26 protein-coding genes are annotated in these 26,675 nt (G+C 66.9%); 14 read left to right on the top strand and 12 right to left on the bottom strand.

What is annotated here, in order from left to right; all coding sequences use genetic code 11:
* Positions 1 to 14: 14 nt before the first annotated feature.
* From dxs to G3N98_RS17535, 3 genes are all read right to left on the bottom strand, one after another.
* Positions 15 to 1,919, bottom strand: coding sequence for a 1-deoxy-D-xylulose-5-phosphate synthase (gene dxs / locus G3N98_RS17545; RefSeq protein WP_089474432.1), 1,905 nt, complete (start codon positions 1,917 to 1,919; stop codon positions 15 to 17).
* Between the two features lie 81 nt (positions 1,920 to 2,000).
* Complete coding sequence (locus G3N98_RS17540) at positions 2,001 to 2,885, bottom strand: polyprenyl synthetase family protein (RefSeq protein WP_089474431.1); 885 nt, start codon at positions 2,883 to 2,885, stop codon at positions 2,001 to 2,003.
* Entirely contained in the window at positions 2,882 to 3,175 is a 294-nt protein-coding gene (locus tag G3N98_RS17535; RefSeq protein WP_027791079.1) for an exodeoxyribonuclease VII small subunit, read from the bottom strand. Before G3N98_RS17535 ends, G3N98_RS17540 begins: the two co-directional genes overlap by 4 nt.
* A 270-nt stretch (positions 3,176 to 3,445) precedes the next feature.
* Between G3N98_RS17535 and G3N98_RS17530 the strand changes: the two genes are divergently transcribed.
* Both G3N98_RS17530 and G3N98_RS17525 read left to right on the top strand, forming a co-directional pair.
* Entirely contained in the window at positions 3,446 to 4,552 is a 1,107-nt protein-coding gene (locus G3N98_RS17530) for an aromatic ring-hydroxylating dioxygenase subunit alpha (RefSeq protein WP_089474430.1), read from the top strand.
* Positions 4,553 to 4,669: 117 nt separating this feature from the next.
* Complete coding sequence (locus G3N98_RS17525; RefSeq protein ID WP_206148769.1) at positions 4,670 to 5,539, top strand: sulfurtransferase; 870 nt, start codon at positions 4,670 to 4,672, stop codon at positions 5,537 to 5,539.
* Positions 5,540 to 5,594: 55 nt separating this feature from the next.
* Here G3N98_RS17525 and G3N98_RS17520 read toward each other — a convergent pair whose 3' ends face one another.
* The 3 genes from G3N98_RS17520 to polA all read right to left on the bottom strand — a co-directional run bounded on the left by G3N98_RS17520 (position 5,595) and on the right by polA (position 11,252).
* Positions 5,595 to 6,470, bottom strand: a complete 876-nt coding sequence (locus tag G3N98_RS17520) for a dienelactone hydrolase family protein (protein WP_089474428.1) — start codon at positions 6,468 to 6,470, stop codon at positions 5,595 to 5,597.
* Between the two features lie 423 nt (positions 6,471 to 6,893).
* Complete coding sequence (locus G3N98_RS17515; RefSeq protein ID WP_089474427.1) at positions 6,894 to 8,228, bottom strand: NAD(P)/FAD-dependent oxidoreductase; 1,335 nt, start codon at positions 8,226 to 8,228, stop codon at positions 6,894 to 6,896.
* A 270-nt stretch (positions 8,229 to 8,498) separates the two neighbouring features.
* Entirely contained in the window at positions 8,499 to 11,252 is a 2,754-nt protein-coding gene (polA, locus tag G3N98_RS17510; protein ID WP_089474426.1) for a DNA polymerase I, read from the bottom strand.
* Between the two features lies 1 nt (position 11,253).
* Here polA and G3N98_RS17505 point away from each other — a divergent pair, with 1 nt between their 5' ends.
* A complete protein-coding gene (locus G3N98_RS17505; protein WP_039358092.1) occupies positions 11,254 to 12,012 on the top strand; it encodes a TIGR00730 family Rossman fold protein in 759 nt (252 codons plus the stop codon).
* A 386-nt stretch (positions 12,013 to 12,398) separates the two neighbouring features.
* Entirely contained in the window at positions 12,399 to 12,695 is a 297-nt protein-coding gene (locus tag G3N98_RS17500) for a hypothetical protein (RefSeq protein WP_089474425.1), read from the top strand.
* Positions 12,696 to 12,822: 127 nt separating this feature from the next.
* On the opposite strand, the gene G3N98_RS17495 is transcribed toward G3N98_RS17500, so the two are convergent.
* Positions 12,823 to 14,349: an AMP nucleosidase gene (locus G3N98_RS17495; RefSeq protein WP_089428010.1), complete on the bottom strand. Its 1,527-nt coding sequence runs from the start codon at positions 14,347 to 14,349 to the stop codon at positions 12,823 to 12,825.
* Positions 14,350 to 14,478: 129 nt separating this feature from the next.
* Between G3N98_RS17495 and G3N98_RS17490 the strand changes: the two genes are divergently transcribed.
* The 5 genes from G3N98_RS17490 to G3N98_RS17470 all read left to right on the top strand — a co-directional run bounded on the left by G3N98_RS17490 (position 14,479) and on the right by G3N98_RS17470 (position 17,980).
* The gene (locus tag G3N98_RS17490) at positions 14,479 to 14,874 is read left to right on the top strand and encodes a hypothetical protein (protein WP_039358086.1); all 396 of its coding nucleotides are present in this window, start codon (positions 14,479 to 14,481) and stop codon (positions 14,872 to 14,874) included.
* A gap of 101 nt (positions 14,875 to 14,975) precedes the next feature.
* A complete protein-coding gene (locus G3N98_RS17485) occupies positions 14,976 to 15,974 on the top strand; it encodes a homoserine kinase (protein ID WP_206148768.1) in 999 nt (332 codons plus the stop codon).
* Positions 15,965 to 16,774 carry a BPSS1780 family membrane protein gene (locus tag G3N98_RS17480; RefSeq protein ID WP_069251080.1) on the top strand — a complete coding sequence of 270 codons (810 nt, stop codon included), beginning with the start codon at positions 15,965 to 15,967 and terminating at the stop codon, positions 16,772 to 16,774. The genes G3N98_RS17485 and G3N98_RS17480 overlap by 10 nt, the downstream gene beginning before the upstream one ends.
* 177 nt (positions 16,775 to 16,951) lie before the next feature.
* Positions 16,952 to 17,404 (top strand): MarR family transcriptional regulator, encoded by a 453-nt coding sequence (locus G3N98_RS17475; RefSeq protein ID WP_206148767.1) that lies wholly within the window; start codon positions 16,952 to 16,954, stop codon positions 17,402 to 17,404.
* 156 nt (positions 17,405 to 17,560) lie between these two features.
* On the top strand, positions 17,561 to 17,980 hold the full coding sequence (locus G3N98_RS17470) for an organic hydroperoxide resistance protein (protein WP_011355825.1): 420 nt from the start codon (positions 17,561 to 17,563) through the stop codon (positions 17,978 to 17,980).
* A gap of 113 nt (positions 17,981 to 18,093) precedes the next feature.
* Here the strand turns inward: G3N98_RS17470 and G3N98_RS17465 are convergent, their stop codons facing one another.
* Both G3N98_RS17465 and G3N98_RS17460 read right to left on the bottom strand, forming a co-directional pair.
* Entirely contained in the window at positions 18,094 to 18,270 is a 177-nt protein-coding gene (locus G3N98_RS17465; RefSeq protein WP_069251078.1) for a DUF3563 family protein, read from the bottom strand.
* An 81-nt stretch (positions 18,271 to 18,351) separates the two neighbouring features.
* Positions 18,352 to 19,461, bottom strand: coding sequence for a PHB depolymerase family esterase (locus G3N98_RS17460; protein ID WP_089474420.1), 1,110 nt, complete (start codon positions 19,459 to 19,461; stop codon positions 18,352 to 18,354).
* Between the two features lie 248 nt (positions 19,462 to 19,709).
* Between G3N98_RS17460 and G3N98_RS17455 the strand changes: the two genes are divergently transcribed.
* From G3N98_RS17455 to G3N98_RS17440, 4 genes are all read left to right on the top strand, one after another.
* Positions 19,710 to 20,408, top strand: coding sequence for a phosphatase PAP2 family protein (locus tag G3N98_RS17455; protein WP_089428015.1), 699 nt, complete (start codon positions 19,710 to 19,712; stop codon positions 20,406 to 20,408).
* 137 nt (positions 20,409 to 20,545) lie between these two features.
* Positions 20,546 to 21,346 (top strand): molybdate ABC transporter substrate-binding protein, encoded by an 801-nt coding sequence (gene modA / locus G3N98_RS17450; RefSeq protein WP_089432359.1) that lies wholly within the window; start codon positions 20,546 to 20,548, stop codon positions 21,344 to 21,346.
* Positions 21,347 to 21,356: 10 nt separating this feature from the next.
* Positions 21,357 to 22,034, top strand: a complete 678-nt coding sequence (gene modB, locus G3N98_RS17445) for a molybdate ABC transporter permease subunit (protein WP_069251074.1) — start codon at positions 21,357 to 21,359, stop codon at positions 22,032 to 22,034.
* 55 nt (positions 22,035 to 22,089) lie between these two features.
* Positions 22,090 to 22,791, top strand: a complete 702-nt coding sequence (locus G3N98_RS17440) for an ATP-binding cassette domain-containing protein (RefSeq protein ID WP_089428017.1) — start codon at positions 22,090 to 22,092, stop codon at positions 22,789 to 22,791.
* Positions 22,792 to 22,958: 167 nt separating this feature from the next.
* Here G3N98_RS17440 and G3N98_RS17435 read toward each other — a convergent pair whose 3' ends face one another.
* From G3N98_RS17435 to G3N98_RS17425, 3 genes are all read right to left on the bottom strand, one after another.
* Entirely contained in the window at positions 22,959 to 23,795 is an 837-nt protein-coding gene (locus G3N98_RS17435; RefSeq protein WP_089428018.1) for a TOBE domain-containing protein, read from the bottom strand.
* Positions 23,796 to 23,843: 48 nt separating this feature from the next.
* Positions 23,844 to 25,478 carry a CHAD domain-containing protein gene (locus G3N98_RS17430; RefSeq protein ID WP_206148766.1) on the bottom strand — a complete coding sequence of 545 codons (1,635 nt, stop codon included), beginning with the start codon at positions 25,476 to 25,478 and terminating at the stop codon, positions 23,844 to 23,846.
* 126 nt (positions 25,479 to 25,604) lie between these two features.
* Positions 25,605 to 25,988: a tautomerase family protein gene (locus tag G3N98_RS17425; protein WP_089428020.1), complete on the bottom strand. Its 384-nt coding sequence runs from the start codon at positions 25,986 to 25,988 to the stop codon at positions 25,605 to 25,607.
* 115 nt (positions 25,989 to 26,103) lie between these two features.
* Between G3N98_RS17425 and G3N98_RS17420 the strand changes: the two genes are divergently transcribed.
* A partial coding sequence (locus tag G3N98_RS17420; RefSeq protein WP_206132237.1) for a LysR family transcriptional regulator occupies positions 26,104 to 26,675 on the top strand: 572 nt, incomplete at its 3' end.

Here is a 26,675-nt window from a genome sequence, read left to right as displayed (position 1 = left end):
CGGGCGGCGCCAGCTTATGCGACGCGCTTCGCCTGACCGGCGACGTCGGCCGCCGGATTCAGAAAGCGTTCGCGAATCGATTTCGCGATACCCGCGCCGTCGAGGCCGCATTGCGACAGCAGCTTCGCGGGGTCGCCGTGATCGATGAACAGGTCAGGGAGGCCCAATTGTAGTACGGGTCGGATAACCCCACTCTCCATCAGGGCTTCCACGCAGGCCGAGCCCGCGCCACCCATCACGCAGCCTTCCTCGACCGTGACGAGGTAGTCATGCGTCTCGGCGAGTTCGCGCACGAGCGCCGCATCGATCGGCTTCACGAAGCGCATGTTCGCGACGGTTGCGTCGAGCTCCTCGGCCGCGGCGAGCGACGGCGCGACCATCGTGCCGAACGCGAGGATCGCGACGCGCTTGCCTTCCGGCTGCGACGTCTGGCGACGCACTTCACCCTTGCCGAGCGGGATCTCGGTGAATTCCTTCACCGTCGGCACGCCCGTGCCCGCGCCGCGCGGATAGCGCACTGCGGTCGGGTTCGGCTGCTGCAGCGCCGTGTGCAGCATCTGGCGGCATTCGTTCTCGTCGGACGCAGCCATGATCGTCATGTTCGGGATGCAGCGCATGAACGCGAGATCGTACGCGCCCGCGTGCGTCGCACCGTCCGCTCCGACGAGGCCCGCGCGGTCGATCGCGAACACGACCGGCAGGTTCTGCAGCGCGACGTCGTGGATCAGCTGGTCGTATGCACGCTGCAGGAACGTCGAGTAGATCGCGACGACCGGCTTGAGGCCTTCGGTTGCCATGCCGCCCGCGAACGTCACCGCGTGCTGCTCGGCAATGCCGACGTCGTAGTAGCGATCCTTGAAGCGCTTCTCGAACTCGACCATGCCCGAGCCTTCGCGCATCGCGGGCGTGATGCCGACGACGCGCGTATCGCGCTCGGCTTCGTCGCACAGCCACTCGCCGAACACCTGCGTGTACGTCTTCTTCGCGGGCGTGGTCGACGGCTTGATGCCTTCGGCCGGGTTGAACTTGCCGGGGCCGTGGTAGAGCACGGGATCGGCTTCGGCGAGCTTGTAGCCCTGGCCTTTCTTCGTCACCACGTGCAGGAACTGCGGGCCGCGCAGTTCGCGGATGTTCTGCAGCGTCGGGATCAGCGAATCGAGATCGTGACCGTCGATCGGGCCGATGTAGTTGAAGCCGAACTCTTCGAACAGGGTAGCCGGCACGACCATGCCCTTCGCGTGCTCTTCGAGCTTGCGGGCGAGTTCGAGCACCGGCGGCGCAACGCTCAGCACGCGCTCGACGCCTGCGCGCGCAGCCGCATAGAAGCGGCCCGACATCAGGCGTGCGAGATGGCGATTCAGCGCGCCGACCGGCGGCGAGATCGACATGTCGTTGTCGTTCAGGATCACGAGCACTTTCGCATCTTCCGACACGCCCGCGTTGTTCATCGCCTCGAACGCCATGCCGGCCGTCATCGCGCCGTCGCCGATCACGGCGATCGAGAAGCGGTCGTCGCCGTTCAGCTGGCTGCCGATCGCCATGCCGAGCGCGGCCGAGATCGACGTGCTCGAGTGCGCGGTGCCGAACGTGTCGTATTCGGACTCGCTGCGGCGCGGGAAGCCCGAGATGCCGTCCTGCTGGCGCAGCGAATGCATCTGGTCGCGGCGGCCCGTCAGGATCTTGTGCGGGTAGGTCTGGTGGCCCACGTCCCAGACGATCCGATCGTTCGGCGTGTTGAACACGTAGTGCAACGCGATCGTCAGCTCGACCGTCCCGAGGTTGGACGACAAATGGCCGCCCGTCTTCGACACGCTGTCGAGCACGAACGCGCGCAGTTCATCCGCGAGCGGTTGAAGTTGGCGACGATCGAGGCGGCGCAAATCCGCCGGGTCGTCGATGGTTTTCAGCAAGTCGTACATCGTCGTTCCATTGTAGGAAATCAAACGCGCCCGCATTCTGATGCACGCACCGTAGCATGTGCGCGGCGGCGGGCTTTCGCGTCAGCTGACCCGGTTCACTACCAGGTCGGCAAGTTCGGCCAGACGCTGTGCGCGCGCGCCGAACGGTTTCAGCGCGTCGTGCGCTTCGGCGCGCAGTTGTGCTGCGAGCTCGCGCGACGCGTCGAGGCCGAGGATCGATACATAGGTCGGCTTGTCATTCGCCGCATCCTTGCCGGCCGTCTTGCCGAGCGTCGCCGAATCGGTCGTGACGTCGAGAATGTCGTCGACGACCTGGAAGGCCAGACCCACGGCCCCCGCGTATACGTCGAGCGCAGCCATCGTTTCCGCGGACGGCGTCTCGCCGGCCAGCGCGCCCATCCGCACGGCCGCGCGCAGCAGTGCGCCCGTCTTCTTCCGGTGCATCGTCTCGAGCTGCTCGAGCGTCAGCTTGAGGCCGACGCTCGCCAGGTCGATCGCCTGCCCGCCGGCCATGCCGATCGAGCCGCTTGCGAGCGCCAGCTCGCGCACGAGCGCGGCCTGCTGCACCGGCGACAGCGCGGCGGCGTCGGTCAGCGCGACGAACGCCTGCGACTGCAGCGCGTCACCGACGAGCAGTGCCGTCGGCTCGTCGTACTGCACGTGCACGGTCGGCTTGCCGCGACGCAGCGCGTCGTCGTCCATGCACGGCATGTCGTCGTGCACGAGCGAGTAGACGTGGATCATCTCCAGTGCCGCCGCCGCCGCATTGCGGGCCGCTTCGGTCGCGCCGGTCAGTTCGCCTGCTGCATGGCACAGCAGCGGGCGAACGCGTTTGCCGCCGCCGAGGACCGCATAGCGCATCGCCTCGTGGAGTTTCTCCGGCACCGCGGTTTCAGCGGGCAAATAGTGGCCGAGTGCGTCCTCGACACGGTCAAGCACGGACCGCATCCATTGTTCGAATGTCATAGATCGTCGTCTTCGCCGTCCGTGGCGGCCGTTCCGGACGAAAGCGGCTTCAGCGTCGCGCCGTCGAGCACGCGAACCTGCTGCTCCACTTTCTCGAGCTGCTGTTGGCAAAACGCAACAAGGGTCGCACCGCGGCGATACGCCGTCAGTGAATCCTCGAGGCTCAACGCGCCGCCTTCCATCCGGGCAACCAGCGTCTCGAGTTCCGCGAGCGCCGTTTCGTAATTGTCCGGCAACGGTTCGGTACCATTGCCGGGCGGCGTGGCGCCTGGGGATGCGGTTTTCGCCATGGACGAGGGTGTCAAATTTCAAAACAAGTCGGACATTCTACGGCAAAAGAGAATTTTCCGACCTGCCGTCGTGGCACCCGGGTACATATTCCGGCCCCACCTTCGACACACATTGTGCGCCTTCCGATTGTCGCCCGACAAAAAATTGACACAAATCAGGCACTTAATCCTAGCCTTGCGAGGCGAACCGGGTATAATTCCCCGTTTCCCTAAATCGATTTTTCGATGGTTGGGTTGTTCACTGCTTTCACGCTAACACCGGGAGTGGGAATGTCCAATCTGAGCGATGCGCTTCAGTTGAAGTCGGCTCACAGCCAGCTTCCAGTCACTGCATACTTCGATGAGGCGCTACTCGAGCGCGAGATCGAAACCCTCTTCAAGAAAGGACCTCGTTACGTCGGGCACGAGTTGATGGTGCCCGAGGCGGGGGATTATTTTGCGCTGCCGTCCGAGCAGGAAGGCCGCGTGCTGGTTCGCAACCAGGCGAACCAGATCGAACTGCTGTCGAACGTGTGCCGCCACCGGCAGGCGATCATGCTCAACGGGCGCGGCCACACGCAGAACATCGTGTGCCCGCTGCACCGCTGGACCTACGATCTGGAAGGCCAGTTGCTCGGCGCGCCGCACTTCCCCGACAAGCCGTGCCTGAACCTCGGCAAGAGCCCGCTGCAGAACTGGCAGGGGCTGCTGTTCGAGGCCGAGGGCCGGAATGTCGCGCGCGACCTCGCCAACCTCGGCACGAAGCATCACTTCGACTTCTCCGAGTACCTCTTCGATCACGTCGAAGTGCACGAGTGCGATTACAACTGGAAGACGTTCATCGAGGTCTATCTCGAGGATTACCACGTCGTCCCGTTCCACCCGGGCCTCGGCAGCTTCGTGTCGTGCGACGACCTCAAGTGGGAGTTCGGCGACTGGTACAGCGTGCAGACGGTCGGCGTGCACAACGCGCTCGCGAAACCGGGCAGCGCGACTTACCAGAAATGGCACGAGCAGGTGCTGAAGTTCCGCAACGGCGTGCCGCCGGAGTTCGGCGCGATCTGGATGGTCTACTACCCGGGCCTGATGATCGAGTGGTATCCGCACGTGCTCGTCGTGTCGTGGCTGATTCCGCAAGGCCCGCAAAAGACGACCAACATCGTCGAGTTCTATTACCCCGAGGAAATCGCGCTGTTCGAACGCGAATTCGTCGAGGCCGAACGCGCCGCCTACATGGAAACGGCCGTCGAGGACGACGAGATCGCGATGCGGATGGACGCAGGCCGCCGCGCACTGATGGCACGCGGCGAGTCGCAGGTCGGCCCGTACCAGAGCCCGATGGAAGACGGCATGCAGCACTTCCACGAGTTCCTGCGCCGCCACCTCGGCGACATCTGATAACCGGTGCGGCGCTTTGACGCTGCACGGTATCCGGCAGACGAAAAGACGGGCTTCGGCCCGTCTTTTTTTGTTTAGACTTGGAATGTCAGGCCATTCGCACTCCAGGGAGCCGTCATGCCACACACTCACTACACCACGCTCATCTCCGCCGCCAATCTCGCCGAGCGCCTGGCGGCGGCGCCCGGCAGCGTCGCGCTGTTCGACTGCCGCTTCGATCTCGTCGATCCCGCCGCCGGTGAGGCCGCCTATGCGGCCGGCCATCTCCCCGGCGCCCAGTATCTCCATCTCGACCGCGACCTGTCGGGCCGCAAGACGGGCACCAACGGCCGCCATCCGCTGCCGACCCGCGACGCACTCGCCACGCTGCTCGCGAGCCGCGGCCTCAAGCAAGGCCAGCAGGTCGTCGCGTACGACGCACAAGGCGGCGCCTATGCGGCGCGCCTGTGGTGGCTGCTGCGCTGGCTTGGGCACGATTCGGTTGCCGTGCTCGACGGCGGCCTGCAGGCCTGGGAAGCGGCCGGCCAGCCGCTGACGGCCGACGTACCGCACCCGGCAGCCGGCGATTTCCGTGCGGCCGCGCCGCTCGAATCGACGGTCGACGCGGCAGCCGTGCTCGCCAACGTGAACGCACCCACGCGTGTCGTGATCGATGCGCGCGCACCCGATCGCTACCGCGGCGAAAACGAAACGATCGATCGCGTGGGCGGTCACATTCCCGGCGCGCGCAACCGCTTCTTCAAGGACAACCTGACCGCCGACGGCCGCTTCAAGACCGGCCATGAACTGCGCGAAGCGTTTTCCGCCGTGCTGGCGGGCACCGAACCGAATCGCGTGATCCTGCAATGCGGCTCCGGTGTCACCGCATGCCACAACGCACTGGCGCTGGAAGTTGCAGGCCTGCACGGCGCATCGCTGTATCCGGGCTCGTGGAGCGAGTGGAGCGCGGACCCGTCGCGGCCGGTCGCAACCGGCCCGACACCGTAAGCGCCGGCGCGGCGCAGTCGCAAAAGAAGCGGCGGCCCATGCCGCCGCTTGCCGTTTACATCACGCCGTACTTGCGGAGCCACGCGATCGCGCGCTTCCAGCTCTCCTCCGCGTCGGCCTTCACATAGCTCGGCCGGTAATCGGCAAAGAACGCGTGACCGGCATCCGGGTACACGACGATCTCCGATTCGCGCGCGAGCTTCGAATCGCTCGTCTGGATTGCCTTGCGCATGTCGGCGAGCGACGCCTGCGTGATGTTCGCATCCTTCTCGCCATACAGCCCGAGCACGGGCACCTTCAGCAACGATGCATGATCGACCGGGTTGAACGGCGTCATCTCGTCGGTCTTGCCTTCGACGAACCCGTACCATGCAACGGCCGCACGCACGTGCGGGTTGTGCTCCGCATACAGCCAGCTCTGGCGGCCGCCCCAGCAGAACCCGACCACGCCGAGACGCGACAGGTCGCCGCCGTTCTTGCCGGCCCACGCGACGGTCGCATCGAGATCCTCGGTCACCTGCCGGTCCGGCACCTTGCTGACGATGTGCTCGACCAGATCCTTGATCGTCGGATACTTCTCCGCATTGCCCTGCCGCGCGAACAGGTCCGGCGCGATCGCGAGATAGCCGAGCTTCGCGAAGCGGCGGCAGACATCGGCGATGTGCGCGTGCACGCCGAAGATCTCGTGGATCACGATGACGACCGGCAGGTTCGTCTTGTCCTTCGGCTGCGCGCGATACGCGGGCACGCTCGCGTCGCCCGAGCGGATCTCGACGGTGTCGACGTCCAGCCCTTCGCTGTCGGTCGTGACCGTCTGCGCCGACACGGGCAGCACGGCCGCCGCGAAGGCACTGCCCAGCGCGGCCTGCATGAACTTGCGGCGCGAGAACGGAACGTGGGGAACCAGGCTGTCGACTTCGGGTTTCAACATGAATGCACTCCTCGATTGGGGGCCGCCGCCACGATCACGGACACGGCATGACGGGGCATCGCACCGGCGCACGGCGCGGATGTCGCGGCGGTTGGCACCCCGCCGCGAACGGAAACCCGGACAAGATGCCCAATAATCCGTTGTCGCGTCAACTGTCGGATATGTAAGACTCGATTACGGCGCGTTGATTCGCCATGTCGATCGTCGCGCCAAACACCGCGGGCGACCCGTCGAATCGCGATGCAACAGGCCGCATGCCGATCGCCGTTGCGCGATCGGATGCTTGCCGATTGAAACGAAAAACGCGCGGTCGATGTTGCCCGCCACAGGCAGGTACGACAGCCCGGCTGGCCGCAAAGAACAACGGGCGGCGACCACGCACGACCTGCGCGCTCCCCGCCCGCCTCATGCGCGAACGCGCGCTCAGTGCAGCTTGACGCGCGGCAGCGTCGTACGCCGCAACCAGTGCGCGACCGTGTCGAGCATCATGCGCGGATAGCCGTGCAGCGCGGCGATATGCATCCGGTACAGCGACATGTACATGAAGCGCGCGAACAGCCCCTCGATCAGCATGTTGCCGCCGATCAGCCCGCCCATCAGGTTGCCGACCGCGCTGAAATGGCCGAGCGACACGAGCGAACCCAGGTCGCGATAGGTGAATTCGGGCAGCGGGCGCCCGTCGAGCCGGCAGCCGATTGCCTTCAGCAGGAAACTCGCCTGCTGGTGCGCAGCCTGCGCACGCGGCGGCACGTTGCGCTCGTTGCCGGGCCATGCGCATGCCGCACAATCGCCGAGCGCGAACACGTTGTCGTCGGTGAAGGTCTGCAGCGTGCGACGCACGTCGAGCTGGCCGAGCTTGTTGACCTGGAGGCCATCGAGATTGGCGAGCACGGCCGGCGCCTTGATGCCCGCGGCCCAGACCGTCAGGTCGGCACGTATTGTCTTGCCGCTCGCCGTATGGACGGCCCCGGGCGCCACCTCGGTGACGCGCTCGGCGAGCATCAGCCGCACGCCGATCTTTTCGAGCAGTTCGGCCGTCGCCGACGACACGCGCTCCGGCAACGCCGGGAGGATCCGCGGCCCCGATTCGATCAGCACGATGCCGACGTCGTGCCGCGGGTCGAGCTTGTGCAGCCCGTAGGCCGACAACACCTGCGCGGTGTTGCGCAGCTCGGCGGACAGCTCGACGCCGGTCGCGCCGCCACCGACGATCGCGACCTGGATGCGCGGCTCGGCCGCTTCACCCGGCGCGGTCGGCGCCGGCGCCTGATGCTCGGCGCGCATGCACGCGGCGATCAGCCGCTTGCGGAAGCGCTCGGCCTCGCCAACGGTATCGAGCGCGATCGCGTTTTCCGCCGCGCCCTGCACGCCAAAGAAGTGAGTCGTACTGCCGATCGCGATCACGAGCGTGTCATATTCCAGCTCGCGCGCCGGCAACAACTCCTCGCCGTCGCTGTCGTTGACGGGTGACAGCGTGATGCGCTTCGCCGCGCGGTCGAGCCCGGTCAACCCGCCCTGCTGGAACTCGAAGCCATGCCAGCGCGCCTGCGCCGCATATTCGAGCTCCTGCGTGAACGGGTCCATGCTGCCGGCCGCGACCTCGTGCAGCAGCGGTTTCCAGATGTGGGTCGGATTGCGGTCGACGAGCGTGACAAGCGCACGCGCCGAACGATTGCCGCGCGCGCCGTAACGGTCGCCGAGCCGCGTCGCCAGTTCCAGGCCGCCCGCGCCTCCACCTACGATGATGATCCGATGCATCTGTTCCCCCTTTGCGATTCGAAACTGCTGCCGCCGGACGATGCGAACGCGATGCATTCGCGCGACCCGGTGGATTAACCGGTTCGGACATCATCGATGTGCAGTTCGAAGCACTTCGATGCGCCCAACCCGGAACGCGGGGCGCGCATGCCCCCGTGTCAATGACATGCATTGTCCGGGAGCTTGCGCGTTGACCACAAGCAAACCATCTCGATATTCAGCATCCCTGCAACAATATGCCGCAGGAATCGGGAACCGCGCAACGGTGCGTCAGTGTGCCTCTTCCCAGTTCGCGCCGGCGCCCACTTCGGCCACCAGCGGCACCTTCAGCTTCGCCACGCCGCACATCATTTCGGGCAGTTTCTCGCGCACCAGCGACAGCTCGCCGTCGGGCACCTCGAGCACCAGTTCATCGTGCACCTGCATGATCATCCGCGACGCGAGCTTGTCGCGCGTGAGCCAGTCGTCCACCGCGATCATCGACAGCTTGATCAGGTCGGCCGCCGTGCCCTGCATCGGCGCATTGATGGCCGCGCGCTCCGCCGCCTGGCGGCGCGGGCCGTTGCCGCCGTTGATCTCGGGCAGCCACAGGCGGCGGCCGAAAACGGTTTCGACGTAGCCCTTCTCCTTCGCAACCGAGCGTGTGTCTTCCATGTACTGCGCGACACCCGGGTAGCGGGCGAAATAGCGGTCGATGTAGAGCTTCGCCGCATCGCGCGTGATGCCGAGGTTCGACGCGAGCCCGAACGCGCTCATCCCGTAGATGAGCCCGAAGTTGATCACCTTCGCAATCCGGCGCTGGTCGGAATTGACCTCCAGCGGCGTCACGCCGAACACCTCGGCGGCCGTCGCGCGGTGGATGTCCTCGCCCTGCGAGAACGCGCGCAGCAGCGACGCGTCGCCCGAGATGTGCGCCATGATCCGCAGTTCGATCTGCGAATAATCGGCCGACACGATCCGGTGGCCCGGCGAGGCGATGAACGCCTCGCGGATCCGCCGGCCTTCGGCCGTGCGCACCGGAATGTTCTGAAGATTCGGATCGTTCGATGCCAGGCGGCCCGTGACCGCGACGGCCTGCGCGTAGTTCGTGTGCACGCGGCCCGTTGACGGGTTCACCATGCGCGGCAGCTTGTCGGTATAGGTCGACTTCAGCTTCGACAGCCCGCGATGCTCGAGCAGCAGCTTCGGCAGCGGGTAGTCTTCGGCCAGCTTCTGCAGCACTTCTTCGTCGGTCGACGGTGCGCCGCTCGGCGTCTTTTTCACGACCGGCAACTGCAGCTTGTCGAAGAAGATCTGCCCGATCTGCTTCGGCGAGCCGAGATTGAATTCGCCCCCGGCCAGTTCGTACGCCTGCCCTTCGAGCTCGATCAGGCGCGTCGCGATTTCGGTGCTCTGCGCCTGCAGCAGCGCATCGTCGATCAGCACGCCCGTGCGCTCCATCTTGCGCAGCACGAGCGACACGGGCATCTCGATCTCGCGGTACACGTGCAAGAGGCCCGGTTCGCGCGCGACCTGCGGATACAGCGCGTGATGCAGTTGCAGCGTGATGTCCGCATCTTCGGCCGCGTATTCGGCGGCCTGCGTGAGCGCGACTTCGTCGAAGCCGATCTGCTTCGCGCCCTTGCCGGCCACGTCTTCGTACTTGATCGTCTTGACACCGAGATGACGCAGCGCAAGGCTGTCCATGTCGTGCGTGCGATGCGATTCGACCACGTACGATTCGAGCAGCGTGTCGTGCTCGATGCCGTTCAGCGCGATGTCGTAGTTCGCGAGCACCTGCGCGTCGTACTTCAGGTGCTGGCCGACCTTCTTGCGATCGGCCGATTCGAGCCACGGCTTCAGGCGCGCGAGCACTTCGTCGAGCGGAAGCTGTTCGGGCATGTCGGGGCCGCGATGCGCAACCGGCAGATACGCCGCCTTGCCCGGCTCGACCGAGAACGACAGGCCCACGAGCCGCGCGAGCATCGGATCGAGCGCGGTCGTCTCGGTGTCGAATGCGGTGAGCTCGGCCGCGTCGATCTTCGCGAACCACGCGTCGAATTGCTCCCACGTCTGGATCGTGTCGTATTCGCGCACGATGTCGGCCGCCACCACCGGCGCCGGCTCGCCTTCCGGCGCGTCGGCGCCGCCGCCTTCCGCCGGCGCGCTGTCGACTTCGCGCAGCCAGGTCTTGAAGCCGTAGCGCGCGAAGATGTCGCGCAGCAGGTCGCGCGCTTCGCCGTCGGTCTTCAACGACGCTTCGATCGATTCGAGATGCGGCGCGAGATCGCAGGCCGTCTCGACGGTCACGAGCTTGCGGCCGAGCGGCAGGAAGTCGAGCGCGCGGCGCAGGTTGTCGCCGACCACGCCCTTGATGTCGCCCGCATGCTCGATCACGCCGTCGAGGCTGTCGTACTGCGCCAGCCATTTCACGGCCGTCTTCGGCCCGCACTTCTCGACGCCCGGCACGTTGTCGACGGTGTCGCCGATCAGTGCGAGGTAGTCGATGATGCGCTCCGGCGGCACGCCGAACTTCGCGATCACGCCGTCGCGGTCGAGCGTCTCGTTGGTCATCGTGTTGACGAGCGTGACGTGATCGGTGACGAGCTGCGCGAGATCCTTGTCGCCGGTCGACACGATCACGTTCATCCCGTGCCGCTCGGCTTCGCGCGCGAGCGTGCCGATCACGTCGTCGGCCTCGACGCCTTCGACCATCAGCAGCGGCCAGCCGAGCGCACGCACGGCGCCGTGGATCGGTTCGACCTGCAATGCGAGGTCGGGCGGCATCGACGGACGGTTTGCCTTATAGTCGGCATAAAGGTCGTCACGGAACGTCTTGCCCTTTGCATCGAACACGCAAGCGCTATACTCTGCACTGACTTCCTTGCGCATACGGCGCAGCATGTTGATGATTCCGTAGAGCGCTCCGGTCGGCTCCCCGCCAGGGCCACGCAAATCAGGCATCGCATGGTAAGCCCGATACAGATAGCTCGAACCGTCAACCAATAGCAGGGTCTTACCTTCCAGATTTCGTTCTTCAGGCATTATGAACAAGAGAAAAGTGATTCCGAGTCTGCGTTCGCTCGCAGATCAAGAACGCGCGACGGCCAAGAAGGCGCGCGCATCGTGGCAGATGTTCACGATTATGGCAGAGTTTATCGAGGCGACCGAGTACCTGTCGGAGATCCGCCCGGCTGTCAGCATCTACGGTTCTGCCCGCCTCAAACCCGATACGCCGCACTACAAGCTCGCCGCGCAGATCGCGCGCAAGCTGTCCGACGCCGGCTTCGCCGTGATCTCCGGCGGCGGCCCCGGCATCATGGAAGCGGCGAACAAGGGCGCGCACGCCGGCAAGGCGCCGTCGGTCGGCCTGAACATCGAGTTGCCGCACGAACAGGCCGGCAACCACTACCAGGACATCTCGCTGCGCTTCCGCCATTTCTTCACGCGCAAGGTCACGTTCGTGAAGAATTCGGATGCGGTGATCGTGATGCCGGGCGGCTTCGGCACGCTCGACGAACTGTCGGAAGTGCTCACGCTGATCCAGACGAAGAAGTCGCGCCTCGTGCCGATCATTCTCGTCGGCAGCGAGTTCTGGAAGGGGCTGCTGCAGTGGTTCCGCGACCAGCTGATTCCGATGGGCCTCATCAATCCGGAAGACATGGACCTGATGCAGGTGATCGACGATCCCGACCAGGTGCTCGACGCGGTGCTCGCGTTCTACGAGGACAGCGGCGAGGAAGAAGGTTCGGACGATGAAGGCCATCCGCCGCGCCCCGAAGAAGACCGGATGTTCTACCTGTGATCCATCCGTGACGACCGCCGGCCCGACGGCCGGCGCGCCCCTCCCGCGCGGCAGACGTGGCGATTCCGCCACCTGCCGCGTGTCACTTTGTAACGCGCCATTAATCGCGCTTCGTGGCCGCGCGCCGCCGAATGTCAAATCCGCGCCGCCGGTGCCGTGCGGCGCACGCCATCATCCGCACACGCAGGCCGCCATTGTCAAATGACATGGCCCGACGCCCGCATCCGGCGCCTGCCGGCCGCAATCCTCCGTAACAACCCCGCCTCGCATTTTCCGTCGCGCGCCAGCACACTACATGTGTCGGTGCGGCGTTCCCCCGGTGGAACGGTCCCCCTCGCTTCCATCGCGTCGCGCCGGCCTTTTATAACGACACCACGGAAAAGAACATGCAACGCTCGCTGATCGCCCTTGCCTTCGCCGGCCTCGGCCTTTCGCTGTCCGGCCTCGCCCACGCCGTCAACGTCGACGTCAACATCGGCACGCCCGCGCCGGTCGTCGTTGCGCCCGCGCCCGTCGTGGTCGCCCCGGCACCCGCGGTGATCGTCGGCTGGCATGGCGACCGCTACTGGGACGGCCGCCGCTACTGGGAACGCCGCGAGTGGGAAGACTACCAGCGTCATCGCGGCCACGGCGATCGCGGCTATCACTGCCCGCCGGGACACGCGAAGAAGGGTGAGTGCTGAGCGCGTGATTGCCGGGCCGCTCGGCCCGGGCACTGAAGCACTGGCAAAAAAACAAAAGGCCGCACGCGAACCAACATTCGCGTGCGGCCTTTGCCGTTGCTGGTGCTGCGGCGCGGTACCGTCGACGTTACTGGAACGCCACTTCCGCAAAACTCCGCAACTTCCGGCTATGCAGCTTGTCGAGCCCGTTCGTGCGCAGGATCTCCATCGCCTTCACGCCGATCTGCAGATGCTGGTCGACCTGCCCACGATAGAACGTATCGGCCATGCCCGGCAGTTTCAGCTCGCCGTGCAGCGGCTTGTCCGACACGCACAGCAGCGTGCCGTACGGCACGCGGAAGCGGAAGCCGTTCGCGGCGATCGTCGCGCTTTCCATGTCGAGCGCGATCGCGCGGCTCTGCGACAGGCGCTGCACCGGTTCGCGATGGTCGCGCAGCTCCCAGTTGCGGTTGTCGACGCTCGCGACCGTGCCCGTGCGCATCACGCGCTTCAGTTCGACGCCATCAAGCTGCGTGACCTCGGCCACCCCGCGTTCGAGCGCGAGCTGCACTTCAGCGAGCGCCGGAATCGGCACCCACAGCGGCAGGTCGGCGTCGAGCACGTGATCCTCGCGCACGTAGCCGTGTGCGAGCACGTAGTCGCCGAGACGCTGCGTGTTGCGCAGCCCCGCGCAGTGGCCGAGCATCACCCACGCGTGCGGACGCAGCACCGCGATGTGATCGGTGATCGTCTTCGCGTTCGACGGGCCGACGCCGATGTTGACCATCGTGATCCCGCTGCCGTCCGCGCGCTTCAGGTGATACGCGGGCATCTGCGGCAGGCGCGGCGGCGCGTTGCCCTCGGCCGGCTCGCTGCCGAGGTTCGCGTTGTAGGTGACGACATCGCCCGGCTCGACGAACGCGCTGTACTGGCTCCGGTATGCGCGCACCTCGGGATCGTCGCTCTCCGTCATCACCGTGCGGCCCAGCTTCACGAACTCGTCGATATAGAACTGGTAGTTCGTGTAGAGCACGTAGTTCTGGAAATGCGTGGGCGACGTCGCCGTGTAGTGGCGCAGCCGGTGCAGCGAGAAGTCGACGCGCGCGGCCGTGAACAGCGCGAGCGGATGCGGCTCGCCCGGCGCTGGCTCGAACGTGCCGTTGACGATGCGATCGTCGAGATACGACAGGTCGGGCGTGTCGAAGATGTCGCGCATCGCGAGCAGGCGGTCGCGGTCGAGCTCGCCCTCGAGATGGATGCCTTCCGGAAATGCGAAATGGATCGGAATCGGCTGCGACGACACGCCGATCTCGATCTTCACATGGTGGTTCTTCGCCAGCAGGCGCAGTTGCTCGCGATAGTAGTTCGCGAAGAGATCGGGGCGCGTGACCGTCGTCTCGAATACGCCGGGGCCCGCGACGAAACCGTACGAGCGGCGCGAATCGACGTGCGTGTTGACGTCGGTGCGGATCCGCACGAACGGGTAGCACGCGCGCACGTGCTCGGTAATCGATTCGTGGCGGCGATAGCGCGCGAATGCGTCGCGCAGGAAGCCCGTGTTCGTGTCGTAAATGGCGGACAGCCGCGCGACGGCGGCGATCGGATCGTCGAAAGCCTCGACCGACGGGCTTTCGGGCGTCAGCACTCGGTGCCGGCGGCTCAAATCGTTCTTCATTTTCATCACCTCGTCTGATCCGACGACATTACCACGGAACCCGGTCGCCTTTATGGCTGCCCCTACGCACGCGAGGGCCGGATGGGGCGCAGTATTTGCTAAAATCGGTGGGTTCACTGGAGACTCATCATGAAGCCGCTCATTCTCGTCGCCGCTGCCGCCGCGTTTGCCGCCGCCAGCGTCGCTTACGCCGCCGGCGGCACGCCTGACGCCGACGCGCAGGCCCGGGCCGAGGCCAACGAGGCCGCCGGCCTGCCCGATCTCCGCAAGATCAACCGGCCGGGCGCCGAAGTCACGTCGAAAGTCGACTTCGCCGACATCCGCCGCACGCCGAGCTTCCACGAAAAGAGCAAGAACGGCACCGAAGTCACCGAGTACCGCGATCGCGGCAAGCCGGTCGAGATCGACGTGAAGTCGAACTTCGGCACGCGCTACCAGATGAGCTCGACGCCCGACACGTCGCCGAAGCCGCACGACGCGGGCATCCCGATCACGCGCCTGCCGTCGCTGAACCTGCGCTACTGATTCCGCGGCGCGCGGCCCCGAACGCCGCGCGCCACCTCCCTTCACCCGATGTCGCGACGCACGCCGCCCGCGTGCCGACACCCTGACCTGACGCATCCCGCATGGCCGTTTTCACTGCTGTTTCCGACTCCGATCTCGCGCAATGGATGCGCCACTACGAACTGGGCGACGTGCTTGCGTTCCGCGGCATTCCGTCCGGTATCGAAAACAGCAATTTCTTCCTGACGACGACGCGCGGCGAGTACGTCCTCACGATCTTCGAAAAGCTCACGGCGCAGCAACTGCCGTTCTATCTCGACCTGATGCGCCATCTGGCCGGCCACGGCGTGCCGGTGCCGGATCCGATCCCGCGTGACGACGGCGCGCTGTTCGGCGAGCTGCACGGCAAGCCGGCCGCGATCGTCACGAAGCTCGAGGGCTCGGCCGAACTGGCGCCGGGGGTCGAGCACTGCATCGAGGTCGGGCAGATGCTCGCGCGCCTGCACCTCGCCGGCCGCGACTATCCGCGCACCCAGCCGAACCTGCGCAGCCTGCCGTGGTGGCAGGAAAACGTGCCGGCGATCGTGCCGTTCGTTACGGATGAGCAGCGCGCGCTGCTGGAAGGCGAACTCGCGCACCAGGCCAGCTTCTTCGCGTCGGCCGACTACGCGGCGCTGCCGGCCGGGCCGTGCCATTGCGACCTGTTCCGCGACAACGTGCTGTTCGCGCACGCGGCGCCCGGCACCGGCCACGCCGTGCGGCTCGGCGGCTTCTTCGACTTCTATTTCGCGGGCTGCGACAAGTGGCTGTTCGACGTCGCGGTCACGGTCAACGACTGGTGCGTCGACCTCGCGACCGGCGTGCTCGACGTCGCGCGCGCCGACGCGCTGCTGCGCGCGTACCAGACCGTGCGGCCGTTCACGGCCGAGGAGCGCCGCCACTGGAGCGACATGCTGCGCGCGGGCGCGTACCGCTTCTGGGTGTCGCGCCTGTACGACTTCTACCTGCCGCGCGCGGCCGAGATGCTCAAGCCGCACGACCCCGGCCATTTCGAACGCATCCTGCGCGAGCGTATCGCGCATACGCCCGCGCTTCCCGAGATCCACACCGCATGCAACTGATCGAAGTGCCCGCCAAAACGGGCTATGTCTGGTTCCGTCAAGGCGTCTGGCTGTTCCGCCGGAACCCGCTCGCGTTCATCACGCTGTTCTTCACGTACCTGCTGGCGATCACGCTGATATCGATGGTGCCCGTGATCGGCTCCGCGCTGCCGCTGGTATTCATTCCCGGCGTCGCGGTCGGCTTCATGGCCGCGTGCCGCGACACGGTGGCCGGCAAGCCCGTGATGCCGACGATCCTCGTCGACGGCTTCCGCTCGTACGGCACCGTCGCGACCCAGCGGCTGCTCGTGCTCGGCGTGATCTACGTCGCGTCGATGGTGATCGTGTTCGCCGCTTCGTCGTTCGTGGACGGCGGCGCGCTGTTCCACGTGATGATGGGCGCGGCGGACGAAGCCAGCACGACGCCGGAAGCGCTCGCCGCGCAAGGCACGCTCGGCGCGCTGTTCTTCGCGACGCTGCTCTACCTGCCCGTCGCGATGCTGTTCTGGTTCGCGCCGGTGCTGGTCGCGTGGCATGACGTCCCGCCCGCCAAGGCGCTGTTCTTCAGCGTCGTCAGCTGCTGGCGCAATCGCGGCGCGTTCGTCGTGTACGGCGTGCTGTGGTTCGCCGTCGCGCTCGGCACGTCGCTCGCGCTGTCGCTGCTGCTGCAGGCGCTCGGCGCCGGCGCCTATGCGCTGACGATCATGATGCCGGTGACGATCATCATCGTCACGATGCTGTACTGCTCGTTCTACGCGACCTATCGCGGCTGCTTCGGCGTACAGGAACCGGGTGCGACGACCACCACGTCGGGCCGCTGAAGTCTCTCCGGCCGGCGCGTGGCGCCGGCCCGCCGTTCTCCGCGCCGGGTGGCCTCCCGGCGCCCCCGCCCTTCCCCCGCCTCCGGCAGCCCCCGCTCGCCCCTGTTCATCCGGATCTTTTGCGCGCAAAATAATTTGCGTACAAATTGTTCGCGCGTTCGCCGCGCCGCCCGAATCATGGACCGCCTGCCTCCGCTGCCCCAGACACTCGACGAGCAACTCTGCTTCGCGCTCTACTCGACTTCGCACGCGATGACGAAGGCGTACAAGCCGCTGCTCGACAAGCTGTCGCTGACCTATCCCCAATATCTCGCGATGCTCGTGCTGTGGGAACGCGACGACATCGCCGTGAAGGACATCGCCGCGCGGCTCGACCTCGACCCGGCCACGGTCACGCCCCTGCTGAAGCGGCTGGAGGCGCTCGGCTACGTCGAGCGTGTGCGCAGCGCAGCCGACGAACGCATCGTGAACGTGCTTGTGACGCCGGAAGGCCGTGCGTTGAAGGAGCGCGCGCGCTCGGTGCCCGCCGATCTCTTTTGCGCGATGCAGCAATCGCCCGACTTCCTGATCCGGCTGCGCGCCAATCTTCAGCAGTTGCGCGACGCACTGTCGGCCGCCAACGAACGCTGACAGCCGAGCCTCGATGAACCGGCCCGACACTGTCGGGCCTTTTCTTCAAAAATTCATTTGCACACAAATGATTTGTGTTCTATTGTTTGTGGGTGGCCGGCGACACCCCGTTCGACCGGGCCGCTTTTCCTCCCTTTTCCAGACAGGAGCTGCACGATGAACATTCTGTACAAGACCAGCGCCACGAGCACGGGTGGCCGCGACGGCCGCGCGGTATCCGCTGACAACAAGCTGGAAGTGAAGCTGGCCGCGCCGCGCGAACTCGGCGGCACGGGCGCGGAAGGCACGAATCCGGAGCAGCTGTTTGCCGCAGGTTACTCGGCCTGTTTCCTGAGCGCGATGAAATTCGTCGCCGGCCAGGACAAGAAGGCGCTGCCGGCCGACACGCAGGTCACGGCGGAAGTCGGCATCGGCCCGAACGACGCAGGCGGCTTCGGGCTCGACGTCGAACTGCGCGTATCGCTGCCGGGATTCGACAAGGCCGACGCGCAAGCGCTGGTCGAAAAGGCGCACCACGTGTGCCCGTACTCGAACGCGACGCGTAACAACGTGCCGGTGCGCCTGACGGTCGTCTGACGCGACACAAGGCCTGGAATGCAAAAAGGGCGCGTGCGGCATGGTGCCGCACGCGCCCTTTTCTGCTGCGTGACTCGCCGGAGCGGCGGACCTGACTGCCCGCCCTGCGCTCCTTAGCGCGAACCGAACGTGTACGGGCGGTTCATCGCCGCTTCGCGATCGATCTTGCGCATGCGGAATTCGAGATCATAGATGTCGGTGGCTTCGGCCAGGTACGCGTCGGCGCGCTCTTTCGAGGCCTTTTCGGCGTTCTTGGTCAGCATCAGGAAGAGGTGGCTCAGCAGGTACATGGTTGATCTCGCAATCCAAAGGTTCTTTGACTAGGGTTTTCCCGAATTATAGGGAAAACCCTAGCCTTTGGCCAGCGTCGATCAGACGGTGCGTCGTTCGGTCGCCACAGTGCGGCGCTGGGTTTCGAAAAAGGCCCAGATCATCGCGCTCGCATCGGGGCCGACCGCCGCGTGGAACGGCACGGCTTCGTCGCCGCCGGCCCACGCATGGTCGAGCCCTTTCACATGACAGAGCCGTACGACCGGCTCGCCGTCGCGGCAGACATCGGTGATCTGCGCGCCTGCGTCGCGCTTCTCGACCCGTTCGCCGCCACGCAACGCGCCGCGGCTGTCGGCAAGCCCGTTCAGGCGCATGAACTGCACCGTCAGCTGGTCGGCATTCTTCGGCGCGACCACATGGTCACCGTCGCCCTGGACGACCAGCGCCGGCATGCCCGGATACGCGGCGGCATCGACCAGCGCGTCGACGGCCGCCGCCGGGTTCTGGCGCACGCCGCGCCGCATCACGTCCATCGCCGTAATGCCCGAAGTCGCCTCGCCGAGCGCCGGGCCCGAATGCAGCGCCACCGCCGCGAAACGGTCCGGATGGTGCAGTGCAAGAAGCGACGCGAGCCCCGCGCCGGCCGACAACCCCGCGACATAGACACGCGACGCGTCGAAACCGTGTTCGTCGACGAGCGCGTCGACGAGCGACGCCACCGCGTTCACCTCGCCGCGGCCCGCGCGGTCGGTGTCTTCATACCAGTGCCAGCAGCCATGCGCGTGCGCGCGCAGCGACTGCTCCGGATACAGCACTGCAAAGCCGTGCTTGTCGGCCAGCAGGTTCATCCGCGTGCCTTGCGCGAATTCGTCGACGGACTGCTGGCAGCCGTGCAGCATCACCACGAGCGGCATCGCGCCACGCCGGCGGCCAGGCGGCACGTAAAGGCCGTACGCGAGATTCTGGACGAGGCGCCCGAGCGCGGGGGCCATCGGATGTTCGCCGCGCGTCCACTCGCCGGCCGCCCATGCGGCCGCGCGCGGTCGCACGCGCGATTCGCGCGGCGGGGACAGATCGGATACGGCGGCGGAGGCCGCAGCCTCGAGTGCATCGCGTGTGATGCGCTGCGCATCGCGCGCCGAGCGCTTGGCGGCAGGAGACAGCATGCGTTTCATGCCGCCCAGCCACACCTTGGTCAGACTTTTGGTCATCGATCGGGCTCGCAGTCAGGAAAAATAGGGGCACCACAGCGGATGCATCGTTCGTCTTTGTGCAATGCACCATAACATTGTTTCTCGGACTTTTCCTGCATGCGGATCGTTCCCGGCCGCGCAAAAAACGGGGCTCATGCGCACGCGGCGCTATACTGGGGCTTCGCCGCTTGTATCCGTTGTAGTCGTTCTTTCCGGCTCGCGCGTTGATTTAAGCATCCTCCCCGCCTTCGTTCGTCCCCTTCCCGATGTTTGACCTGTCGTCTCACCTGTGGATCATGATCACCGCGTTCGGCGGCGCCGGCCTGACCTTGCCGCTCGCGATCACGATCGCCGTCTGGCTGGCGCTCGGCTATTCGTGGCAGCGCGCGGCGGCGTGGCTCGGCGTGCTCGCGGCCGCGATCGGCGTGGTCGCGCTCACGAAGATCGCGTTCCTCGGCTGGGGGATCGGCATCCGCAAGTGGGATTTCACGGGGTTCAGCGGCCACGCGATGCTGTCGACGTCGGTTTATCCGGTCGCGATTTTCCTGGCGCTGATCCGCACGCGCACGCCGGTGCGACTCGCCGGCATCGCGCTCGGGCTCGCGGCCGGCGTCGCGGTCGGCGTGTCGCGCGTCGCACTCGACGCCCATTCGCCGTCCGAATCGATCACCGGCTGCATCGTCGGCGCGATTGCCGCGATCGCGTTCATCGCCGGTTCGTGGCGCGCGGTGCCGCACCGCTGGTCGGTGCCTGCGGTCGTCGCGAGCCTCGCGCTCGTGACCGTGGCGCTGCACGGCATCACGGTGCCGTCACATCGCTGGGTCACCAAGGTGGCGCTGCAACTGTCGGGCCACGAGCGTCCGTTCGTCCGCGCGCGCTGGAAGGCCAACCCGAACTACCGCCCTGCTTCGCAGCCGTCGTCGCTGCAGCGCACCCAATCGTCGCCGCACACGCTCCGTACGTGACCGGCCACCCGGCCGTCGCGTTCGCCACTTTTCACGTCTGACCATTACATGCGCGCCGTCGCATGAGCGGTATGTCGAGCGTTATAACCCGCCCTATATTACGATTACGGTTTCCACCCATTCAAAACGAATCCGCCATGCGCTCAACCGTCCGTCCGCTTCGCCGCACCCTGCTTCGCCTGCTGCCGATCGCCACGCTTGCCGCTGCCGGTATCGCGTTCAGCGCGCCCGCTTCCGCTGCCGACGAACTGGTCGTGTCGGCCGCCGCCAGCCTGACGAACGCGTTCAAGGCCGTCGGTGACGCGTACGAGAAGCAGCATCCGGAGACCAAGGTGCTGTTCAACTTCGGCGCGTCGGACGTGCTGATGCAGCAGATCGCCAAGGGCGCGCCGGCCGACGTGTTCGCGTCGGCCGACCAGAAGGCGATGGATCGCGCGGCGGACGAAAAGGTGATCGTGCCCGCCACGCGTCGCGATTTCGCGGCGAACTCGCTCGTGCTGATCGTGCCGGCGGACAGCAAGGCCGCCGCGCCGACGGCGCTGAACGACCTGACCGCGCCCGGCGTGAAGCGCATCGCGTACGGCGACCCGGCATCGGTGCCGGTCGGCCGCTACACGGAAGGCGCGCTGCGCGCGGCCGGCGTGTGGGATGCCGTCAGCGCGAAGGGCGTGCTGGCCGCCAACGTGCGCCAGAGCCTCGACTATGTCGCGCGCGGCGAAGTCGATGCGGGCTTCGTGTTCGGCACCGACGCCGCGATCATGCCGGGCCGCGTGAAGGTCGCGCTGACGGTGCCGACGAAGACGGCCATCACCTATCCGATCGCCGTGGTCAAGGACAGCCGCCACGCCGCGCAGGCGCAGTCGTTCATCGACTTCGTCGCGTCGCCGCAGGGCCAGGCCGTGCTGTCGACGTTCGGCTTCAAGCCCGCGGGCAAGTGAGCGTAGCGCGATGCAAGACGCCTGGGTACCGCTGCTGCTGTCGTTGAAGGTTGCCGGCTGGGCAACCGCGCTCGACATCGTGCTCGGCGTCGCGGCCGCGTTCATGCTCGCGCGCTGGCGCTCGCCGCTGCGCGACGTCGTCGATTCCGTGCTGACGCTGCCGCTCGTGCTGCCGCCGACGGTACTCGGCTATTACCTGCTCGTGCTGCTCGGCCGGCGCGGCGTGTTCGGCGCGTGGCTCGACACGCTCGGCATCGAGCTCGTCTTCACGTGGCAAGGCGCGGTGATCGCATCGATGGTCGTCGCGTTTCCGTTGATCCTGAAGTCGGCACGGGCGGCGTTCGAAGGCGTCGATCCGCACCTCGAACGCGCGGCGCGCACGCTCGGGCTCGGCGAAGTCGCGGTGTTTTTCCGCGTGACGCTGCCGCTCGCCACGCGCGGCATTCTCGCGGGTGCGCTGCTCGCGTTCGCACGCGCGCTCGGCGAGTTCGGCGCAACGCTGATGATCGCGGGCAACCTGCCCGGCCGCACGCAGACGCTGTCGGTCGCGATCTACGCGGCCGTCCAGGCCGGCGACGACAATACGGCCAACTTCCTCGTGCTGGTGACGTCGATCACCTGCGTGCTCGTACTGCTCGCGACCGGCTGGCTCGTGCCGTCGCGTGCCCGGCGGGACCAGCTGACATGATGCGCTCGCCTCGTTCATCGTCTTTCGCCATTGAGCGGCTTCGACGGAGGCACGCATGAGCCTCGTCGTCGACATCCGCAAGACCTACGCAAACGCCGAACGCCGCTTCACGCTCGACATGTCGTTCACGGCAACGACGCAGCGCGTCGTGCTGTTCGGGCCGTCCGGTGCGGGCAAGAGCATGACGCTGCAGGCGATCGCCGGCCTGCTGTCGCCCGACGAAGGCACGATCACGCTGAACGGCGAACCGCTGTTCGACGCCGCGCGCCGCATCGACGTGCCGACCCGTGAGCGGCGCGTCGCGTACCTGTTCCAGGATTACGCGCTGTTTCCGCATCTGAACGTGCGCCAGAACATTGCATTCGGGCTCACGTCGGGGCTGCGCAACCCGCGTGCGAAGACGGTGCCGCCGGAAGTCGCGTACTGGCTGCAGGCGTTCGATCTCGAGGCGCTCGCGGGGCAGTATCCGTCGCAATTGTCGGGCGGGCAGAAACAGCGCGTCGCGCTGGCGCGCGCACTGGTCGCGCAACCGCGGATCCTGCTGCTCGACGAACCGTTCGCGGCGCTCGACGGCGCCATGCGCCAGCGCATGCGTCACGAGCTCGCCGAGCTGCAGGCGCGGCTCGATATCCCGATGGTGCTGATCTCGCACGACCCCGACGACGTCGCCGCGTTCGGCGACCAGGTCGTGCAGTTGAGCGAAGGACGCGTGCAGGCGGCTCCGCCGCACGCCGAGTGGCCGACGCGCGTCACCTGAGCGCGCGAGGCCGTGGTCGTGGCAGGCAGGTTGGAGCCTGAGAGAAGCCGCGCGTAGCGGCATAGGCTGAAAGCGGAAACGAAGCCGGTGCCGTGCAGGCGCTGTGCGATGCCGGCTTCGCCCCGCCCGTCACACGACCGTCGATGCGCGCCGCCCGGCCTGCTTCGTCAGCCCGTCACCGCAAGAATCACGCTCGACGCCTTGAACAGCGCGATCGCCCGCTCGCCGGCGTCGAGTTGCAACGCCTCGACGCTGTCGTTGGTCACGACGGCCGTCAGCGTCCCGCCGCCGTCGAGCGCCAGCGTCACCTCGCTGTTCACCGCGCCCGCCGCGACGGTTTCCACGCTGCCGCGCAACTGATTCCGTGCGGACACCTTCAACTCGGGTTCGCCATCGTCGACCGCGAGCACGACCCACGATGCCTTCACCAGCGCGCAGGCGTTCGCGCCGACCTGCAGTCCGAGCGCATCGGCGCTCTCGTGCGTCAGCACGGCAACGATCGGCTGCCCGCCGGGCAGCGTGAGCGTGACTTCGTCGTTGACGGTGCCGCGCACGATCGATGCGACCTTGCCGAACCACTGGTTGCGTGCGCTGGTCTTCATCCCGATCCGGCCGATCAGCGCCCAGTCGACGTCGAACCCGGCCACGGCCGCGCTCGCGGCCTCGATGAACCGGCGATGCTCGCGCTCGATCGTGCGGAACGCGGCGATCAGCGAAGTGGCGCGCGGCGTCAGCGTCGTGCCGCCGCCGCCCTTGCCGCCCGTCGAGCGCGCGACGAGCGGTTCGCCGGCAAGATTGTTCATCGTGTCGACCGCATCCCACGCGGCCTTGTAGCTGAGGCCGACGGCCTTCGCCGCGCGCGTGATCGAACCGGTGTCGCCGATCGCCGCGAGCAACGCGATGCGCGTGGCGCCGCCAAGCGTCTGCTCGCCGGCGCGCAGCCACAGCTCGCCGCCCAGTTCGAGCGGTTCGGCGGACGGGAACGAATGCGGTGCGTCGGTCATCGGGATGCGTAGGGAAATCGGGCGGCCATTATAGTCAGCGCGTGCCGGTCAACCCGGCTTGCCGTCGAGCTTCGGCGGCCGCAGGCTGGCCAGCAGTGTCTCGGCGTCGCGCGCCGCGCGCTGCTCGAGCGCCGCGCCGTAGCCACGCACGAACCCGAGCTGGTACGGCGGCGCAGCCAATTTTTCGAGGTGCTGCAGCGCGACCATCGTGTCGTTCGCTTCGCCGAGCACGCTCTGCACGCGCGCGAGTGTCTTGACCGTGTCGGTGCGCGTGCGGCGCGACGCCAGCGACGCGAAGAATTCGAGCGCATAGCGCAGCCGCTTCGCATCGATCCGCACCTGATGGCGCGCGGCCGTGTCGAGCGACGTCAGCGACGGTGACGCGTACAGATGACCGAACAGCCGCCGCACGCGCTTCGTCGCGTGGCGCCGCAGCGAAGGCGCGTCGCCGTCTTCGGCCGACGGCAGCACAAGCGAGCTCAGCCACTCGAGCCAGCCGAGCGTCAGCCGCGCATAGCGGGCCGAATGCAGCGCCTGGCGCAACTCGACCCGCGCGGCCGCGCACTGCGCGCGCGCGGCGTCGAGCGTGCCGTTCCACTCGCCGTCGCCGCCGTCGGCCGCAATCAGCGCGGGCAGGCTTTCGGTCGCGAACACGTCCCAGTCGCGCACCGTGCCGAGCAGCGACGCAAGCCAGCGCAGGTCGACACCGAGCGTGTCGCGCCACTGGCGGTCGGCAAAGCGCGGGAAGAAGCGCATCAGCGTGCGCAGGCGGCGCAGCGCGACACGCATCTGGTGCACGAATTCGGGATCGTCATGCTCGAGCACCCCGCCCTCGTTGCCGAGCCACTGCGCGGTGATGTCGCCGGACAGCGCGAACAGCGCGGCGCGCTGCGTGCGCACGCCGTTCAGGTCGACGGGCTTGGCCTTGACGGGCCCATCGGCGGCCGGCTCGGCCGCGCATGCGCGATCGATCACGCTCGTCAATTGCACGAAGGCGGGCCACGCGCCGCTCAATTCGCGCGCCGCGGCAAACAGCGCATGCAGCGCGGCGGTGCGCGCGGGCAGTGTCTCCCAGTCGGGCGCCGCAAGGCGAAGCTCGACGAAGCGACGCGGCGGCTCGCTGCCGCGATGCAGCGTGACGTCGTCGAGCGTCATCTCGACCACGACGCCGCCGTCGTCGGCCCAGCGCCCGCGCCGCCGTTCGCTGACGAGGCGCAGCGCCGACGATTCCGGCTGCACGCTCGGGGCCGGGAGCGCTGCGGCGTCGGGCGCGACGCCGTCCACTTCATCTGCCGGTGCATCGGCGGCGGCCGCAGCGGCCGCCTCGGGCACGGGCAGCGGCATCGCGACGGCGATGCCCGCATGCTCCGCGTCGAACAGTTCGCGCGCCGTGACGCCTGGCGCAAATGCCGTCGTGCGCGACGCGACCACGCGCCTGCCGTGCGCATTCGACTCGACCCACGTCCACCAGCTCGCGCCGGGGCTCGACTCGGCCTCCTCGATCTGGCACGGCTCGATCGTCACGCGCTCATGGCCGCGGCGCATCCGGACCTGCGGGCAGATCCGCCACGCGCGCACGAGTTCGGCGCCGAAATCACGCTGCGCCCCCCGGGCGCGACTCGCGGCCTTGACCGGCCACCCTTCCAGCGACAGCGACAACACGATTTCCAGCACACGCGACATGGAGGCTCCTGCACATGAAGAATCGCCGGCGCATCATCCGCGCCGGCGTCGACCGTGAAGCTGCTTCCATAGTACACGTCGCCCAAATTCGCAGGCGACGATCTGGCCCTGTCGTGCTGTCGCAGGTCAAACGGCGTATTGCGCGAGGCCGTTGCCGAACGACCAGTCCTCCTTCAGCACCTCGACAAGACTGATGAATACGTCCTGCTGCCGCACGCCCGGCTGCTGCGCGAGGTTGTCCGCGATCGCCCGGTACAGCGCCCGCTTTTGCTCGAGCGTACGCGTGTTGTTCGCGGTGATCTGGATTATCACGAGATCGTCGCTGCGTTCGATATCGAGGTAGTGACGACCGAACACGAAGTTCTCGGCCGCATGCTCGGTGACGACCATGAAGATGTCGTCCTCGGGCACGTTGAACGTGTGCATCAGCGCGCGATGCACGCCGTCGACGAGCGCCGCACGGTAGGCGGCCGGCTTGCCTTCGCGCACTGCGATACGGGTGAATGGCATGGTCCTGCTCCTGTCGGTGAAGTTGACGTTGAAGAACGGAAACACAGCGTCAGGTTAGGCACGCCGAACTATAATGAACAGTCATCGATGAATATTTCATCCATTTACATCGAAAATGAAAGTCCTGGATCTCGATGCCGTCCGCGCGTTCGTGCTGGTCGCCGATCTCGCCAGCTTCACGCGCGCCGCCGATGCGCTCGGCACCACCCAATCGGCCGTCAGCCTGAAGCTGAAGCGGCTGGAGGCCCACCTCGGCAAGCCGCTGCTCGCGCGTACGCCGCGCGTCGTCAAGCTGGCCGCCGACGGCGAGAATTTCCTGCCGGCCGCCCGCGCGCTGCTCGATGCGCACGATCATGCGCTGGGCGCGATCTCGGCCGGGACGCACCGGCTGTCGCTCGGCGTCAGCGAGCACGTCGCGGTGCCCGACCTGCCGGCCGTGCTCACGAGCCTGCATCGGCAGGATCCGGGGTTGTCGCTCGAAATGCATCTCGGCACGTCGACGAACCTGCTCGCGCAATACGACGAACGCCGGTTCGATGCGGTGATCGTGCGGCACGAGCCGGGCGAAGACCCGCCGCGCGAAGACGGCACGCTGCTGTTTTCCGAACCGCTCGCCTGGCTCGCCGCGCCGGACTGGGTGCCGCGCGCGGGCGAGCCGCTGCCGCTCGCGGTGCTGGCCGGCCCGTG

Origin of the sequence: Burkholderia sp. Tr-20390, assembly GCF_017104595.1 — a bacterium.
Lineage (GTDB): Bacteria > Pseudomonadota > Gammaproteobacteria > Burkholderiales > Burkholderiaceae > Burkholderia.
The sequence above is the reverse complement of the archived record's forward strand: the minus strand, read 5'-3'. Positions and strand labels throughout refer to the sequence as shown.